Source organism: Catalinimonas alkaloidigena (assembly GCF_029504655.1).
In the GTDB taxonomy this organism is placed as follows: domain Bacteria; phylum Bacteroidota; class Bacteroidia; order Cytophagales; family Cyclobacteriaceae; genus Catalinimonas; species Catalinimonas alkaloidigena.
Window position 1 is genome coordinate 7,696,582 of record NZ_JAQFIL010000001.1, and the last position, 17,522, is coordinate 7,714,103.

General features: G+C 41.8%; 17 protein-coding genes and 1 tRNA gene. 7 read left to right on the forward strand and 11 right to left on the reverse strand.

Annotated elements, in window-relative coordinates:
- The first annotated feature begins 8 nt into the window (after positions 1-8).
- From OKW21_RS31335 to ald, 5 genes are all read left to right on the forward strand, one after another.
- Positions 9-1,826 carry a hypothetical protein gene (locus OKW21_RS31335; protein WP_277487501.1) on the forward strand — a complete coding sequence of 606 codons (1,818 nt, stop codon included), beginning with the start codon at positions 9-11 and terminating at the stop codon, positions 1,824-1,826.
- Between the two features lie 186 nt (positions 1,827-2,012).
- Positions 2,013-3,782 (forward strand): aspartate--tRNA ligase, encoded by a 1,770-nt coding sequence (gene aspS / locus OKW21_RS31340; protein ID WP_277487506.1) that lies wholly within the window; start codon positions 2,013-2,015, stop codon positions 3,780-3,782.
- An 84-nt stretch (positions 3,783-3,866) separates the two neighbouring features.
- Positions 3,867-4,355: a DUF427 domain-containing protein gene (locus OKW21_RS31345; protein WP_277487509.1), complete on the forward strand. Its 489-nt coding sequence runs from the start codon at positions 3,867-3,869 to the stop codon at positions 4,353-4,355.
- A 42-nt stretch (positions 4,356-4,397) separates the two neighbouring features.
- Positions 4,398-4,856 carry a DUF4920 domain-containing protein gene (locus tag OKW21_RS31350; RefSeq protein ID WP_277487510.1) on the forward strand — a complete coding sequence of 153 codons (459 nt, stop codon included), beginning with the start codon at positions 4,398-4,400 and terminating at the stop codon, positions 4,854-4,856.
- A 168-nt stretch (positions 4,857-5,024) separates the two neighbouring features.
- On the forward strand, positions 5,025-6,152 hold the full coding sequence (ald, locus tag OKW21_RS31355; protein WP_277487512.1) for an alanine dehydrogenase: 1,128 nt from the start codon (positions 5,025-5,027) through the stop codon (positions 6,150-6,152).
- Between the two features lie 51 nt (positions 6,153-6,203).
- Here ald and OKW21_RS31360 read toward each other — a convergent pair whose 3' ends face one another.
- Entirely contained in the window at positions 6,204-6,662 is a 459-nt protein-coding gene (locus OKW21_RS31360; RefSeq protein WP_277487513.1) for a type I restriction enzyme HsdR N-terminal domain-containing protein, read from the reverse strand.
- 42 nt (positions 6,663-6,704) lie between these two features.
- Here OKW21_RS31360 and OKW21_RS31365 point away from each other — a divergent pair, with 42 nt between their 5' ends.
- A complete protein-coding gene (locus tag OKW21_RS31365; protein ID WP_277487514.1) occupies positions 6,705-7,475 on the forward strand; it encodes an AMP nucleosidase in 771 nt (256 codons plus the stop codon).
- A 46-nt stretch (positions 7,476-7,521) separates the two neighbouring features.
- Entirely contained in the window at positions 7,522-9,318 is a 1,797-nt protein-coding gene (locus tag OKW21_RS31370; protein ID WP_277487518.1) for an SLC13 family permease, read from the forward strand.
- Between the two features lie 118 nt (positions 9,319-9,436).
- Here OKW21_RS31370 and OKW21_RS31375 read toward each other — a convergent pair whose 3' ends face one another.
- The 10 genes from OKW21_RS31375 to OKW21_RS31420 all read right to left on the reverse strand — a co-directional run bounded on the left by OKW21_RS31375 (position 9,437) and on the right by OKW21_RS31420 (position 17,294).
- A complete protein-coding gene (locus OKW21_RS31375) occupies positions 9,437-9,904 on the reverse strand; it encodes an ExbD/TolR family protein (protein WP_277487520.1) in 468 nt (155 codons plus the stop codon).
- A 1-nt stretch (position 9,905) separates the two neighbouring features.
- Positions 9,906-10,475 (reverse strand): ExbD/TolR family protein, encoded by a 570-nt coding sequence (locus OKW21_RS31380; protein WP_277487523.1) that lies wholly within the window; start codon positions 10,473-10,475, stop codon positions 9,906-9,908.
- Position 10,476: 1 nt separating this feature from the next.
- Entirely contained in the window at positions 10,477-10,806 is a 330-nt protein-coding gene (locus OKW21_RS31385) for a hypothetical protein (RefSeq protein WP_277487525.1), read from the reverse strand.
- 32 nt (positions 10,807-10,838) lie between these two features.
- Positions 10,839-11,711, reverse strand: coding sequence for a MotA/TolQ/ExbB proton channel family protein (locus OKW21_RS31390; RefSeq protein ID WP_277487526.1), 873 nt, complete (start codon positions 11,709-11,711; stop codon positions 10,839-10,841).
- A 78-nt stretch (positions 11,712-11,789) separates the two neighbouring features.
- Positions 11,790-11,881, reverse strand: a tRNA-Ser gene (locus OKW21_RS31395).
- A 299-nt stretch (positions 11,882-12,180) separates the two neighbouring features.
- Positions 12,181-13,254, reverse strand: coding sequence for an asparaginase (locus OKW21_RS31400; RefSeq protein ID WP_277487529.1), 1,074 nt, complete (start codon positions 13,252-13,254; stop codon positions 12,181-12,183).
- A 31-nt stretch (positions 13,255-13,285) separates the two neighbouring features.
- Positions 13,286-14,056, reverse strand: a complete 771-nt coding sequence (locus tag OKW21_RS31405; RefSeq protein ID WP_277487532.1) for a TatD family hydrolase — start codon at positions 14,054-14,056, stop codon at positions 13,286-13,288.
- A 115-nt stretch (positions 14,057-14,171) separates the two neighbouring features.
- Positions 14,172-15,347 (reverse strand): glycosyltransferase, encoded by a 1,176-nt coding sequence (locus tag OKW21_RS31410; RefSeq protein WP_277487534.1) that lies wholly within the window; start codon positions 15,345-15,347, stop codon positions 14,172-14,174.
- A 29-nt stretch (positions 15,348-15,376) separates the two neighbouring features.
- Entirely contained in the window at positions 15,377-16,009 is a 633-nt protein-coding gene (locus OKW21_RS31415; RefSeq protein ID WP_277487535.1) for a polysaccharide deacetylase family protein, read from the reverse strand.
- Positions 16,010-16,025: 16 nt separating this feature from the next.
- Entirely contained in the window at positions 16,026-17,294 is a 1,269-nt protein-coding gene (locus OKW21_RS31420; protein ID WP_277487536.1) for a PP2C family protein-serine/threonine phosphatase, read from the reverse strand.
- Positions 17,295-17,522: the final 228 nt, after the last annotated feature.

The following is a 17,522-nucleotide window of genomic DNA, read 5'->3' on the forward strand; positions in this document are numbered from 1 at the left end:
TTCACAGAATGGATTTTCTGAAAGCCCGCTCTCAGGTAGAGCAACACAAAAAAAGTTTACTTGCTCAGGCTTTTATATGGATAGTACTTATTGTCTTTTCCGCCTGGCTACTTACCATTAATAGTATGATTAGTTTGGGCTGGTTTTTTTCTTTTGAAGAAATTACGGCATGGAAACTGGATAAAACATATTCCTTTTTCAAGGAAGGTTTGCGGCGCTTTGACAAAACCATCACTCCTGCTTCCTATCAGTTTAGTAAATATATAGCAATATCTATGTGGATGTTGACAGGTGGTTTGTTTTATCTGTTTTTTCGCTTTCAGAATGAGGTCCTCAGCAAAATAAGTAAGGCATATCTCTTTTGTAAAAAAGAGTTGCAAAAATCCCTTCAGGCTTTTTTGAAGCTATCCAGCTTAGAGCAATATGGCTTTTGGGGCGCTTTTCTTCTATCGCTTGTCTTGCGCATCTATCACTACTATTACATGCCTGTGCATATAGACGAACTGATGAGCTATTATTTTTTTGTAAATAAGGGAGTCTTGTTAACAAGTGTTTATTATCCCTTTCCAAATAACCACCTCTTCTTCAATTACGTCTTCTGGTTTTTTAGCCAATTCTTAAATGATCCTATACTGGCAGGGCGCCTTCCTTCTATCATATTCTACCACTTGTTGTTGCTGCTTTTATTCATGGGATTGCTCAGGTACATTAAAAGTTATGCTGCTGCCTTATTTTCAGTTTTGATATGTGTTTTATTGTTTCCGTCCAGTATTTATGCTGTGGAAGCAAGAGGCTATTCCTTAATGAGCTTTCTGGCACTTGTAGCAGGGTTTTCGTTGCTGCTGGCTGTGGAGAAGAAGCGTAGAGAAGCCTTCTTTATTTTTGTGCCTGCCTGCGTATTTGGCGCTTGTACGGTTCCCGTCTTTTTTATCCCCTTTATGGCATTTATGATGTATGGAGGCATGCAGGCTTACCTTCAGCGAGACCTTCAACTGTTGGCTAGATTGTTAGTCAGCAGTTTATGCATAGGCGTAGGTGTATTGCTATGTTATTTACCCATGTTTATTTTCAGTGGTGTGGAAGCCGTAGCTTTCAATGAGTTTGTAGCACCCATTAAAATTGAAAGGTTTTACAGTTACGTTTATCCGGTAGCTTCAGCGGAACTTTTGAGTTATTTAGCAGGAACGCCCAATCGGGGGTGGATATATTTTTTAATTGTAAGCATTTTGGGGCTGATCCTGCTATTTAAAGCAGATAAAAGAGTGAAAAACTGGTTTTTCTTTACCGCATTCATGCTCGGAAGTATTTTTTTGTATGCCTTACTTTTCAGATCCTTTATGTTTCAGCGTACGATCACCTATGTTACTTATTTTCTGTATCCATCTGTGGCTATTGTGGTAGTATTTTGGGTCAAAAGGATTACTCAAAATCAACGGGCGAGAAAAGTAGTATTTGCTTTCCTGTTGGTAGTGCTTTCCTTTGTTTCATACCTGGAGTATCAGGAAAACAGTTATGAGGTAACATTATTACCCAATGTATATTATGATAAACTGGAGGCTCATATAAATGAAGCAGTCCGGAAGGAAGCAAAAGTATACATGGGCATATCTTCTACCTATGTACATGTTTATCTATATTATCAATACCTTACTGAAAAATATGATAAGCCTGCCAATATTACTGAAGAATATCAACAGGCAGATTTTTTGGTTTTAGAAGCAACTTCGTATGATGCCAGCTATTTTGCATCTCATGGTTTTACCCAATGCGATGCTTTGCCTTCAAAAATCAGCTTTTTGTATCCGCTGATCATCTGTAAAAAATGAAAATGAGTGCTGCCTATGCGTAAATTTTAGAAATTAAATATTAGTGTCGATCTATAGATTGGTAATGAGTATCCAGAACTTTTGACCTTTAACTTTCAACAGTCTGACCACTTAACTTTCCCCTCAATAAAAAATAGGCTAAATTACCACCCAAATTTTTTTACCGAAAAAATAAAATTTCAACATATGCTACGTACGCATACCTGCGGAGAACTTCGGATTGAAGATGTAAATAAAGAAGTAACCCTTAGCGGCTGGACACAAAGGGTGAGAGATAAAGGTGGAGTAATCTGGATTGACCTGCGCGACCGGTATGGCCTTACCCAGCTTATCTTTAAAGCCGGCGTGGATACGCATGGTGAAACAGCGGCAGAGCTGATTGATAAAGCCCGGGAAGTGGGTCGTGAATTTGTTCTTCAGGCAAAAGGAAAGGTGATAGAAAGGGTATCCAAAAACCCTAAAATGCCCACCGGCGATGTGGAATTGGAAGTTAGTGAGCTGAAAATACTTAATACCTCCAAAGTTCCTCCCTTTACTGTCGAAGATGATACCGATGGAGGTGAAGACCTGCGGATGAAGTACCGCTATCTGGATCTGCGCCGAGGTGTAGTGCGTAATAAACTCCACCTACGCCACAAAATGATGCAGCATACCCGCCGCTTTTTGGATGGGCAACATTTTATAGAAGTAGAAACCCCGGTCTTGATCAAATCTACGCCCGAAGGAGCGCGCGATTTTGTGGTGCCTTCCCGTATGCATCCGGGGGAGTTTTATGCCTTGCCCCAGTCTCCTCAGACGTTTAAGCAGTTGCTGATGGTTTCCGGCTTTGACCGCTACTTCCAGATTGTCAAGTGCTTCCGTGATGAAGACTTACGTGCCGACCGCCAGCCGGAGTTCACCCAGATAGACTGCGAAATGTCCTTTGTGACGCAGGAAGATATTCTCAATACCTTTGAAGAGCTTACCAAATACCTTTTCAAAGAGGTAAAAGGTGTGGAGATTACGGATTTTCCACGGATGGACTATGCCGATGCCATGAAGTATTACGGTTCAGATAAGCCAGACACCCGTTTTGAGATGAAATTTACTGAGTTGAATGAGATAGCTCAAGGCAAAGGCTTCAAGGTATTTGACAGCACTGAGCTGGTCGTGGGGATTTGCGCGGAAGGCTGTGCTGAGTACAGCCGAAAGCAGGTAGATGCCCTGACCGAATTTGTGACCCGACCGCAGGTAGGTGCTAAAGGCCTGGTCTACGTAAAATGTAATGCGGATGGTACTTTCAAGTCTTCAGTAGATAAATTCTTCTCTGCCGATGACCTCAAAGGCTGGATGGAAGCAATGGGTGGTAAGCCCGGCGATTTACTGCTAATTTTGGCAGGCGAAACCCATAAAACCCGTAAAGCACTCAACGAATTACGCCTGCATATGGGAAATGAGCTTGGGTTGAGAGATAAAAACACTTTCAAGCCACTTTGGGTAGTAGACTTTCCTCTGCTGGAGTGGGATGAGGAAATGGAGCGCTTCCATGCTATGCACCACCCTTTTACCTCGCCCAAGCCTGAAGATATTGAAAAATTAGAAAGCAATCCGGGGGCAGTCAGGGCTAATGCTTATGACCTGGTGATCAATGGAGTAGAGATTGGTGGAGGCTCCATCAGAATACATAATAGAGAGTTACAAAACACTATGTTCAACAAATTAGGCTTTAGCCAGGAAGAAGCGCAGAAGCAGTTTGGCTTCCTGATGGATGCCTTTGAATATGGCGCCCCTCCTCACGGTGGTATCGCCTTTGGCTTTGACCGTATGTGTGCCCTCTTTGATGGAGCGGATTCTATCCGTGATTATATCGCATTCCCTAAAAACAATGCCGGGCGTGATGTGATGATAGATACACCTTCTACCATCTCCGAGGAGCAGCTAAGAGAACTGGAAATTATGGTGAAGCGGTCATCGTGACCCGGTCATCATGACCCGGTCAAACTAGAGGTAGAACCAGAACATTCAAGATATATTGGCAGTTGATGTAAAAAGTCAACTGCCATGAAAAAAATACAGCCCAAAGCAGGACAGGAGTCTGTCTGGGATTATCCGCGTCCGCCAAGATTAGAAGATACCAGCAAACATGTGCGAGTAGTTTTTAATGGAGAAGTGATAGCTGATAGTAATCGTGCCAGGCGGGTGCTGGAAACCAGTCATCCTCCGGTATATTATATTCCACCGGAAGACATAAATAATGATTTTTTAAAACCTGATTCCCATAGTAGCTTCTGTGAATTCAAAGGTATGGCTAAGTACTATTCGCTGGAGGTAAATGGTAAGAAAGTTGAGCATGCCGGATGGTATTATCCTGAACCAACTGAGCGCTTTGCATCGTTAAAGGATTATGTGGCTTTTTATCCTTCCAAGATGGATGCCTGTTATGTAGCTGATGAAAAAGTGCAGCCGCAGGAAGGAGACTTCTACGGAGGTTGGATTACAAAAGATATTGTAGGGCCATTTAAGGGTGGACAGGGAACTTGGGGATGGTAGCATATTGCAAATTGCAGAATGAAAACTTCAAATTTTACGAATATGTACAAATATCTGATTGTGTTAAACTTACTACTGTTTCCTGTATTGGCAGCAACAGCTCAGAAAGCTGAAAATTTCGGTACTGAAATCCTGGATGAAGGTGCTCTTCAGCCTGCCGAATTTATTCAGGAAATGGATGGTAAGATAGAACAGGAGGTTAAACTTTCTGCCAAAGTTAATGATGTTTGTCAGGTGAAAGGCTGCTGGATGACACTTGATCTTGAGAATGGTGAAGAAGTAATGGTTCGCTTCAAGGATTATGGTTTTTTTGTGCCTAAAAATGCGAGTGGCAAAACAGCCATAGTAGAAGGCCGAGCCTATTTTGATGAGGTTCCTGTAGAGACTTTACGTCATTATGCAGAAGACGCCGGCAAATCCCAGGAAGAAATTAATGCCATCACAGAGCCGGAAATGCGCCTTTCTTTTGTTGCCGATGGCGTAATTCTTAAACAAGAATAATATTGAACCCAATATTGATAACAGCCCGCTATGTGCGGGCTTTTTCATTTATGGTAGCATGATTTTACAGCGTATATGATAATTTACATCATAGCAAACTGTATATTTGCAGCCTGATTTTAAGATGTCATTTAAATGTGTTTGTGAGATAGTTAAACTGATAATGTAATGATTGTTGGAGTTCCTAAGGAAATTAAAAATAATGAAAACCGCGTAGGTTTGACGCCAGCCGGTGTAAAAGAACTGACAAAATTAGGGCATACTGTTAAAGTACAGCGTACTGCTGGTGAGGGTAGTGGTTTTACGGATGAGCTGTACGAAGAAGCGGGTGCAAGTATACTACCGGATATAGCGTCAGTATATGGAGAGGCTGAGATGATTATCAAAGTCAAAGAGCCTATAGAACCTGAATATAAGTTGATCAAAAAAGATCAATTGGTATTCACTTATTTTCACTTTGCTTCCAGTGAAGCGCTGACCAAAGCCATGATTGAAACTGGGGCTATTTGTCTGGCTTATGAAACAGTGGAGTTACCGGATCGTAGCTTGCCTTTGTTAGTTCCCATGTCAGAGGTAGCCGGTCGCATGGCCATTCAGCAGGGGGCCAAATACCTGGAAAAACCACTCAAAGGCCGTGGAATTTTACTGGGAGGTGTGCCTGGTGTAAGGCCGGCGAAAGTACTCATTTTAGGAGGGGGTATTGTAGGCATGCAAGCAGCTAAGATGGCTGCCGGGCTGGGTGCAGACGTTACCATCATGGATACTAATCTCAACCGTCTTCGCTATCTGTCTGATATTCTGCCTGCCAATGTTTCTACCATGATGTCTAACGAATACAATATTAGGGCTATGCTCGGGCAGGTAGATTTGATCGTCGGAGCGGTGCTTATTCCCGGGGCTAAGGCGCCCAAGCTGATCACCAGAGATATGCTCAAAGATATGCAGCCCGGTGCCGTATTGGTTGACGTAGCGGTGGATCAGGGGGGATGTATTGAAACCTGTACGCCTACAACACATGAAAAGCCGACATTTATCATTGACGATGTCGTTCACTATTGTGTAGCCAATATGCCTGGGGCAGTGCCTTATACTTCTACCATCGCACTTAACAACGCTACTCTGCCTTATGCTATTCAACTGGCAAATCTGGGGTGGGAAAAAGCTTGTGCCACAATGGAGCCTCTAAAGAAAGGTCTAAATGTCGTGAAAGGAGATGTAGTATACCAAAGCGTAGCGGAAGCTTTTAACATGCCTTTTGTAGAAGTGGAAAAATATATTGAGAAGGCTACCGTTTAGCTGAATTAATGAATGTACAATGAGAAGGCAGGGAGTTTGTCCCTGCTTTTTTTATGTGGTGCAGATTTCCTCAAAATCAGGAAGCGTATCCATAAAAGAAAACGATTTTCTCTGATGATCTATCTGGCAGCAGTAATGTTCCAATCCATTAGACAATAGTAGATAAGAAGCTTTCAATGTGCCATTATAAATAGAAGACTGTTCAAATACCCTTTGATCAATCGGCACTTTAAAAGACTTACATTCCAGAAGAAGTAATGGTTTTCCCTGCCTGTCAAATACTACTGCATCTGTTCTTTTGGCCAGCTTGTTGTACATTAATCCTCCCTCTACCTTGATTAATGCCTTGGGAAAAGACAAATGGTTGATCAGGAAGTGTATCAGATGCTGTCGCACCCATTCTTCTGGTGTGAGGGCTACATATTTTCTTCTGATAATGTCATAGATAACAGCTTTTCCTCCTACTTTTTGTACTTTGTAGTCGTAGGAAGGTAAATTGAGGTTTACCATAAGTTAAATCTATGGATATATTTTTTCTCATAAAAGAGAGATATGAAAGATAAACAAGCAATAGTTCAGGATTGGCTCCCCCGCTACACTGGTACGGCCCTGGATGCGTTTGGTGAGTATATTCTCCTTACCAATTTTTTTAATTATGTAGAGATGTTTGCCACCCAGTTTAATGTGGAAATTAAAGGCATTGGCCGCCCTATGCAGACCGCTACTGCTAATAATATTACCATGATCAACTTTGGCATGGGAAGTGCCAATGCGGCAACGGTGATGGATTTATTGTCAGCGATCAAGCCTGCAGCTGCGCTTTTTTTGGGCAAGTGTGGTGGGCTAAAAAAAACACAAGTCGGTGACTTGATCCTTCCTATCGCTGCCATTCGCGGTGAAGGTACCAGCGATGACTATATGCCTCCTGAGGTTCCTGCCCTACCCTCGTTCCGACTGCAACGCGCAGTCTCTTCCATGATCAAAAAACACCAGTTAGATTACTGGACGGGAACCATTTATACTACCAACCGCCGGGTATGGGAGCACGATAAAGGTTTTAAAAAATACTTAAAAAAAATTAGGGCGCTGGGAATCGATATGGAAACGGCTACCTTGTTTATTGTTGGCTTTATGAATAAAATTCCTCACGGAGCTTTGCTCCTGGTATCAGATTTGCCTATGATTGCGGAAGGAGTAAAAACAGAAAAAAGTGACGCTGAAGTGACCAGCCGTTTTGCCGCCAAACATGTGCAGATTGGTATTGATGCACTTCTGGAGCTCATTAACTCCGGAGAATCTGTAAAACATCTTCGTTTTGAGTAAAGTCAGTAAATTAATTTTCCTATTAGTCTAGTATAGCTATAGATTTATGTTACCAATTGCATGGCAGCAGTTCATTGTATTAGGGGGTATTCTTGTATTATTCGTTTGCATCTACAGAGAATGGATCAGGCCTTCACTGGGTTTTTTGCTCACAGTGCTTGTATTTGTTATTCTTAGTATCATTACCCCTGAGGAGATGCTCTCCGGTTTTTCTAATCAGTCTATCGGCAGCATCGTTTTGCTCATCCTCATTAGCGCTGCACTTCGTAAAAATTTTCAGGTAGAAGCGGTTATTGAAAGCATTTACAAATTTGGAAGAAGGCATGCTGTACTTAGCTATCGTTCTTTTTTATTCAGAATGATGATACAAGTAGCCGTATTTTCATCTTTTATTAATAATACCCCTATCGTTGCTCTCATGACCCCATATGTATTTAACTGGGGTAAACGAAACAACATATCTCCTTCCAAACTACTGATTCCTTTGTCATACGCAACCATTATGGGGGGGATGCTTACCATAATCGGAACCTCAACTACATTGGTACTTAATGGCTTTATGCTGGATTACAACATTGCCTACTTAAATGCTATAGACCTGCTTTATATTGGTGGTGCAGTTTGTTTTACTGGTATTTTACTTATTGGTATTGTAGGCCACAGGCTTCTGCCGGACAACAAAGATATACTGGAAAGCTTTAGTAAGAATAAGCGTGAGTATCTGGTAGAGACGATACTTGAGCATAATTCTCCTTTAAGAGGTAAAACTATCGTAGAAGCAGGACTGAGAAGCCTTAAAGGGGTTTACCTGGTTGAGATTATTCGTAGTGAAGAAACCTTATCTCCGGTAGAGCCTACCGAAAAAATAGTAGAGAATGATGTTTTAATTTTTGCCGGGGATACAGAGAATATCGTAGAGCTCCTAAACAATGGGCGAGGACTGGTTTTACCCAAGCCTGCCGATACCCGTAATGAGGACAAAGTAAATATTATGGAGGCTGTAGTGGGAACAAATTCCAGCCTTGTAGGACATACTCCTAAAGAAATGAAGTTTCGTAAGCGCTATGATGCAGCAATTGTGGCGATACACAGAAATGGTGAGCGACTGAGTGGAAAAATAGGAGACATACAATTGAGCCAGGGGGATTTATTGCTGCTGTATGCCGGAAAAGAGTTTAAAGATAGAGTTGATCTGTACCGCGATATATTTATCGTCTCTCAGGTAAAAGAGTTTCTCAGGCCTAACAGGAGGAAGGTTACATCATTTCTGATCGTAGCACTTGCTGCCATTGCGATGGTAGTCTTCGGTTATTTTACGCTGTTTGTTTCCTTATTAATCATTTTTGCCATCATGATAGCCCTAAGGATGGTTTCTATCAATGATATCAAAAATGAGATTGATATCAATATGATTTCAATCCTGGTATTTTCGCTGGCTATTGGTCAGGCTATGATTAAAACGGGTAGTGGCGACCTTATTGCCACAGGTCTTCTAAATCTGACACAGGGATTTGGCACTATGGGAATTCTGGCTAGCCTGTTAGTCATCACCACCATACTTACTTCTTTTATCACCAATGTAGGCGCAGTGTCTATTACTTTTCCCTTAGCATATTCTATTAGTAATAGTTTGGGCGTTGATGGTATGCCTTTTTATCTGGGAATCGCCTATGCCGCTTCAGCGGCCTTCCTGACGCCTATCGGGTATCAGACCAATCTGATCGTATATGGTCCGGGTGGATATACTTTCAAGGATTTTATGAGAATAGGATTACCTGTATGTATTGTCTACTTACTCACTGTATTATTAATGATCAACTGGCTATTTGCTGATGTCCTTTGACAACGGTCCTGATGTAGACGCTTCTTTTTTATTGATATACTAATCTTTTCTCTGCCAGAGCAATAAAAAAAGCCATCCGGAGAACCGAATGGCTTATCAGGTTGTATAGTGTAAATATTTACAACTGAACGTTGGCCTCAGGTGTAGTAGTATAAAGCACCTTGAGGGCGTTTGCATTTCTAAGCTCTTGCTGAACGTCAGAAACGATTCCCATTTTGGCTTCTCTATCTACTTTCATCGCCATGGTAATCTGATCTCTTTCTGCTTCGCTAAGCTTGTCTTTCTCCTGGTTAACAAACTGAACGATTCCTTCAGGTTCAATCAATACATCATTTACCTGAATCTTAGGCTCAGAACCATACCGCTCAATTTCCTTAGGCTTACCTATGTAAATATAACTTACGAGAGATTTTTTCTCAATTTTACTAAGTTGCTCCGCCTGAGGGATACGTTGTAATACCAATAAATCAGTCTCTCTCAACACTGTCGTCACCATAAAGAAGAACAACAGCATAAAAATGATATCCGGCAATGCTGAAGTAGGGATATCCTGACTGGCAGATGTTTTTTTCTTAAACTTTGACATATTAGTTACCTCCTCCTGCTTTACTGGGTTCTGCAATTGAGATCTGCATAGGGATCTCTTTTCTTAGTTCGTCATAACGCGCCTGTACGCTGGGTTCAGCATCGTTAATATTACGAACTAATTCAGGAGTGATGCCCAGCTCTGCAGCATAGATCTCATAATACGCCCCTTTAAGTTCATCATATACCGTAATAAATTTCTCGTACCCGGTACCACGGTCAGTTTTAAATGAAACTACCGCGTCTGTAGGACTTTCAGAAAGGTCAGGGTTGTTACCATAATTAAGCACAAAATCCTTCACTTTTTCCTTAAGCATTCCTACGTCATCCATAGGCTCTCCCTCTACAAGCATTAGATCCTGAGAGTTAAGCAGTACTTTAAAGAGATTTCGCTCATTAAACTTTACTTCAGGAGGAGGCTCATTAGGGTCAGGCTTAGGGGGAAGGCGAAGTGCCAACCCCTTATCAGATGCAATAGTAGTGGTTACCAGGAAGAATATTAGCAGAAGGAAAGCAATGTCAGCCATAGAGCCGGCATTTACTTCCGCTGCACCTCTTTTCTTTCTAGCCATATCACTTGAAAATTTTAGTTACTTCTGTAAAAACAATGCTTACCAGGGCGATGATCACCAATATATACATAGTGATGAGCGCGCCACCGACAATCTTTGAAGAAGATTCCGTAATACCAAACTTGGTATAAACCGTAGTGACTTCATTAGTAGACAATGAATATCCGATGAAGAAAACGATTGCGATGCCTACTAATCCAACCACAGTACCTAAGAGTGTTTTGGGATTAGATATAGCATTGATCAGAGGCAGTACAATAGCCAATAAGAGCGCCAGGCCTGCCAAGATATATGCGGCATATAAACCGTATGATGCAATAAACTGTTCCATATCAAATTGTTTGCTTGTTTTGAACGATCAAATTACTTCTCAACTCTTGCACTGGTGCTTCCAGCAGACAATTTGTGCTTAACAAGTAAGTCAACCAAAGCAATAGAAGCATCTTCCATTGAGTTTACCAAGCCATCAATTTTAGAAACGCAGTAGTTGTAGAACAATTGTAGGATGATCGCTACGATCAAACCAGCAACAGTTGTTAACAGGGCGATTTTGATACCACCGGCCACAAGTGAAGGAGAGATATCACCAGCTGCTTCAATAGCATCAAAAGCACCAATCATACCGATTACCGTACCCATGAAACCAAGCATTGGGGCAATGGCGATGAAAAGAGATATCCAAACTAATCCTTTTTCAAGACGTCCCATTTCCACTGAGCCATAGGCAATAATAGACTTCTCTACCATATCAATACCTTCTGACATTCTCATCAGACCTTGTGTAAAGATAGAGGCTACTGGTCCGCGAGTGTTTTTAGTCACATCTTTAGCTGCTTCAACGCCACCAGTATTTAGCGCATCCTCTACTTTTGCTAAAAGCTTCTTGGTATTTGTAGTCGCCAGGTTCAAGGTAATAATTCTCTCAATAGCGATTGCCAGACCAAGAATCAGACAGATCAGTACCGGACTCATAAATTGCCAGTCTCCCTCAATAAACTTTTCTTTTACAGCCTGATGGAAAGTTTGCTCATCCATGTCATCTACCAGGTCTTCATCCATAGCTGAGGTAGCAGCGGGAGCAGGCTCTTCTTCCATAGGTTCTTCCATAGCAGCAGCGGTTGTATCCTCTGCCATCTCCGTGGTGTCAGCGTCCATCTGATCCTGAGCTAAAAGTAGTTGAGAATCACTGAAGGTCAGGATGCCAGTTACTAATAATAAAGCGAATAACTTTTTCATAACGTGTTTAGTAGTCTGTTGTAGTGATTAAATAAAGTTAGTTAAAGATTTATAGGTCAAAATTAAAAACATATATGGTGGCGGAGAGGGCGGGATTCGAACCCGCGGTACCCCGGTGGGGGCACACTCACTTTCCAGGCGAGCACCTTCGACCGCTCGGTCACCTCTCCAAAAAGCTATAAACTAAGCTAGAACTGTACTTTTCTTATAAATAGTGTTACCTACAAATAAATCAATAATATATGCTATATGCAAGTTTTAAGATCAAATCGTATGGAAAAATAAGGTTATATTAAATACAGTTAATTTCACCTGTGCTTCTACATCAACAAACTGTAAAATTATGTGTATTAACTTAAACAATTGTCAATAAATATAGAATCAAGCATTAAACTTACTAATAATTTTGTCATTTATTGTAAGTTTTTTTTTGTACAAGAGGGTAAAGTGATTGTAATTCAATTGTATTTTAATAAGTTTCTCCACAGATAGGAAGAGGAAGCAAACGCTTGACTTCCTGTGAGTCTGACTCCTTGCCCAGCAGGAACATCATCTTCGTAACAGCCGCCTCTGTCGTCATGTCTTTACCGCTTATAACTCCGATGTCATCCAAGCTTCTGCTGGTTTGGTATCTCCCCTGTATCACCCGGCCTCCGCTGCATTGTGAAATATTAAGAATAATCACCCCACGGTCAATTGCGTCAGAGAGACTATCCAGCATAAAAGTATCGGTAGGTGCATTGCCTGACCCAAAAGTTTCAAGCACCACTCCCTTAATATCCGGAATCTGTAAAATACTCTCTACTACACGCCTGCTAATTCCGGGAAAGAGCTTGAGAATAGCGACATTGGAATCCAGTTTATTATGGTAGACCAATTTTCGTCCTGCTTCGTAGGCTTTAATAGCAGACTTATTGTAGTCAATCACTACACCTGCTTCGCCCAGGATAGGGTAGTTCTCTGACTCAAATGCATCAAAATGAATACTCTGCCTTTTACTGCTGCGGTTTCCTCTCAAAAGGAGGTTACCAAAGTAGATGCAGACCTCCGGAACTACAGGCTTGCCATCACGGTACTCACTGGCGATCTCAAGGGCGGTAATAAAGTTTTCGTGGGCATCAGACCTTTTAGAGCCAATGGGTAGCTGGGCACCGGTAAAGATTACCGGCTTATTCAGCCCTTCCAGCATATAGCTGAGTGCCGAAGCGCTATAAGCCATAGTATCAGTACCATGTATCACTACAAAACCATCATAGCGGCGGTAGTTTTCATAAATAATATAAGCCATATCAACCCAGTGAATAGGGCGTATATTAGCAGAGTCTACCAGCTCTGGAAAAGAAATGACAGTAATATGAATATTGAAGCCTTGAATAGAAGGGACTTTCTCTACAATTCTGGAAAAATTGAAAGGCATCAGCGAACCACGCTCATCATAAGACATTCCCAGGGTGCCTCCCGTATAAATAATAAGTACAGCAGACATGGGTTTATCAGGTGAGGCCGTATTAATGTTGACTATTTTGTAATTCTGTCTTTCCATATTCGGATACTAGAAGAAAGCGAAAATACAATTAAAATGAATTAAATAACGAAAGTGCATTAGAAGTTGTGCTACTTGCGAGTGTTTCTAACTCCATTTTACGATACTCGGCGATTTTGTTTGCGATCAGAGGGATGTAAGTAGGTTCATTGCGCTTTCCTCTTTTGGGTACCGGAGCCAGGTAAGGACTGTCAGTTTCTAATACGATCTGATCCAAAGCAATGTCGGGAATAACTTCGTCCATTTTTGCGTTTTTAAAAGTAGATACTCCTCCCAGGCCCACCAGAAAACCTACATCTTTAATACGCTTCGCATCTTCTACACTACCGGTAAAGCAATGAAATATGCCTCTCAGCTTTTCATCATGTAATTCTTCCACCAGCCGTATGCTATCTTCAAACGAGTCCCGCGTGTGGATGACAATAGGCAGCTGATATTGCTTGGCCCATTCAATCTGTATTTTAAAAGCTTCCTGCTGCTGCTCGGCAAAGCTGGTGTCCCAGTAGTAATCCAGCCCGATTTCGCCCAGGGCAGCAAAAGGGCGTTTGCTTAGCCACTCTTCTACACGGTACAGCTCTTTTTCAAAGTCTTTTTTTACAGACGTAGGGTGTAGTCCCATCATAGGAATACACTGTTCAGGGTTACGGTTTTCCAGTTCCAGCATACCATCTATAGAAGTATGGTCTATATTAGGCATGTAAATCTTCTCTACACCCTCTTCCCGGCATCTTTCCAGTACATCCTCGATGTCATCTTTAAACTTTTCGTCATAAATATGGGCGTGGGTATCAATGAAGGTCATAATGATTACGGTTTAGTAAATTTGGAAGTGAACATTGCAGTTTTCTCCAGGCATGCAAACCAATAAAGGAATCGGTGAGAAGTCAACAGATCATCTTTTTATTATGCTATACATTTTAATACTTTCTTCCTTTCCATCTTGTTTTGATAGGCAGAAAATATATGGCAAGGGTAAGCAGTGTCAGTACTGCTGCATATAGGTCATAGAGTGCAAGATAACGTATCAGCTTTTTTTTGGGTTTCTTGCTTAACCTTAATTTTCTTTCTACCGCCAAAATAAAAAGACCTTGTAAACACCCTTTCAACAACCATAGTCCCAGAGTTGCTAAGGGGTGAAAAAAAAGTAAAATGATGACCAGCGGAAAAAACAGCGCCTGTAGAAAAAGTATGCCAAGAATGGGAAGTGGTAGCCGGATAGCCCCATGCATCCAACGTTTACGCTGTTGTAACAGCTCACTCCATGAAGTCATAGGTTGGGTAAAAGCTACCACTTGTGATGCTACCACATTCCTGAAGCCATATCCATTACTGGTAATTTGGTGTAATATCTGAAAATCTTCGGTGATGGAAAAAGGTAGGTTCTCATAGCCTCCGGTAGCACGATAAGCTGGCAGATACATCATTTTGTTATTCCCCATAGTAGCAATAGGCATTCCCCAGTCGCTGGCTACTTTTACCATGCCTAAAGCAAAGAGCCAGTCAATGCGTTGAAGTTGTCCCCAGACTGTACTGCTGTCAACCAGCGTAATGCCTGTAACTACTCCTACTTCCTTCTTCTTAGGCAGGGCTTGCCAGCTTCGTACCATGCCTCTTATCCAATTAGGTTGTACCTGCATATCTGCATCGGTGACAAGTAAGAGCTGAGGGGGATCAGTCTGTTGTTCTACTGCCAGGACCAATTGGGCCACTACATTGGCTTTGGCTTTTGCTTCTCCTACTCTTGCTTTGATATCTATGAGAAGTACGCGTGATTCTTTCTTTTGATAAGCCCGGGCAATGGCTAGTGTTTCATCTTCTGAGGCATCATTACCTATCCAGATGCTTAACTTATCTGCGGGGTAATCTGAAGCCAGAAGGCTATCTAAGCACGAAGGCAGTAGTTTTTCTTCGTTTCTTACTGCCAGCAGCACTGCCACTTTAGGATACTCTACTAGCTTAGGACGTAGCATGGGGAGGAGTTCCGAATGAGTTTTTGTATAGGTTTGCTGGTTTTCGTTGCCTTCATAGCTACGGAAGTTGAATCTCCAGAAAAATAGCAAGAGTAGATCAGCCACTATCGTAAATGCGGCCATACAAATGGCTGATATAATGATAATATCAATCACAGTGCGGAAAACTGAAAGCCTGCCTCAGAAAAGTGAGCCAGGTAGCGAGGGAGCACATATTTTAAGTTTTTTGCTGCTTTATGACTATCGTGGAAAATAATGATGGTACCGTGTTTGCTGTGATGAATACATTTCTGTAAGCATTTTTCTGCTGAAAAATCCGGATCAAAGTCACCTGCCAGAATATCCCACATCACAATTTGATACTCATTTTTTAGCAGCTTTATCTGGGAGCGTTTGATTTTACCGTATGGAGGTCGAAATAGTGGTTTCTCCGATTCATGAGAATATTGTTCCTGGCTCTGTCTGCAATATGTTACATTTTCAAGGTAATGCGTGTTTTCAGTTTTCCATCCGTTCAGATGGTTGTAGGTGTGATTCCCGGTGCGGTGACCGGCATCCAGGATTTGCTGGTAGACCTGTGGATAGCGATCAATATTTTCTCCTACACAAAAGAAAGTTGCTTTGGCCCCGAAATCTTTCAAAGTATCCAACACAATAGGGGTGACTTCGGGAATAGGACCATCATCAAAGGTTAGGAATATTTGTTTGCCATTTTCTTTCTTATAGTCCCACAGCAGATCTGAGTAGAGCAACTTGAGCAATGACGGTGTTTTGAAAAAATTCATATGTACTCATCCGATCTTATAAAGCCCCTCCATCAAATTTGTTGTTCACCATGACCGACATGAAAGTGATGTCATCATGGTATTCATTGCCACCACTGTATTCATCCAACTCTTTGAAAAGATAACGGTGAATGTCAGGCAGGTTCAGGTCAGCATGTCTTACAAGAAACTTCTCTAGTCTTTCCATGCCATACTCCTCATCATGCTGGTTGAAAGTTTCAGTAAGGCCGTCAGTGTACGCAAAGAGCATAAAATTGTCAATGTCTTCTAACAATCCTTCATTGAGAAAAGGAAGCGGATGAAAACTTCCCAGCATGACTGTACCCTGGTCCATCAACTGAATTTTCTTGCTTTCATTAATTAACATGGGAGGGGTATGGCCAGCATTAACGTAGCGTAGCTGCTTTGCTTGCTGATCGTAAATGGCAATAAAAAATGTGATGAAGTTTTCACCATTGGCGCTTTGCAATACCTGGTAGTTGAGTTCAGGAATTACCTCTTTCAGATTCATGGTTTGCCGAACGATGGTGCGTAGGGCGGCCTGAAAGTTAGACATCAAAATTGCTGCGGGGACCCCTTTACCCGAAACATCAGCTATGCAGAAAAGAGAGTGATTGGCCGTAAGTTTAATAAAGTCATAATAATCACCACCCACAGAGTGATGAGGCATATAACTGGCTTCTACCTGCAGCCCCTCATGTTGAGGAAGCTCTTTAGGAAACAAAAATTGTTGCACCTGACGGGCAATCTCCATTTCCTTACGCATGGCTTCCTGTGCCAGTTGGCGGCGGGCCAGTTTTTTGTTTTCAATAGCTACGATGATAATATTGCTTAGCGCCTGGATAAAAGTGGTCCCAATCTCAGTTTGCTGTCCGTCAATTTCTTTTTGTAAGCCACCCAAGAATACCAGGGCAAGCACACTGTTTTTGTGAGACACCGGGATAACGATATCAAACTCATCAAAAAAGCCGGGGTCCTCGAGTTCTTCTACCTTGGTGATTTGTTTGATAGGCAGAAAATGCTCATTAAGCATGATGTTGGTGAAACTGATTTCAGTTCCGAAATTCGTTTTACACTCCCAACGATCGGCATCACGCTCCTCCTCCATTAATACATAAAGCGCAAGCTTCTGGATATTTAGGTTGGCACGCAGTGTAAAATTGAAAATTTTATAAAGGGAATCTTCAGATAGGTTGTTGTTGATAGCCTGCGTTACCTCCAATAAAGAATTCAGTTCAAGCTCCTTGAGCTCATATTGTGTTCTGAGTATTGTGTTTACGTCCATGTAGTCCTCCACAGCTAGGCCTCCAACTTGTGCTGTTATTGCTTAAGTCTAAATAAGTTTGCCTACTACAAAATTAACATTTTAGCGCAAAAAGAAAATTGTACTTCCGGGATTGGTCTTTCCAAGGGGGCGAAAAGAGTAATTGTGTTCGCTCCTGTGACAAGGGTGTTCGCCAGAGGACAGTTGAATATTTACCCTTTATCCATAAGTATTTGATTATCAATTAAG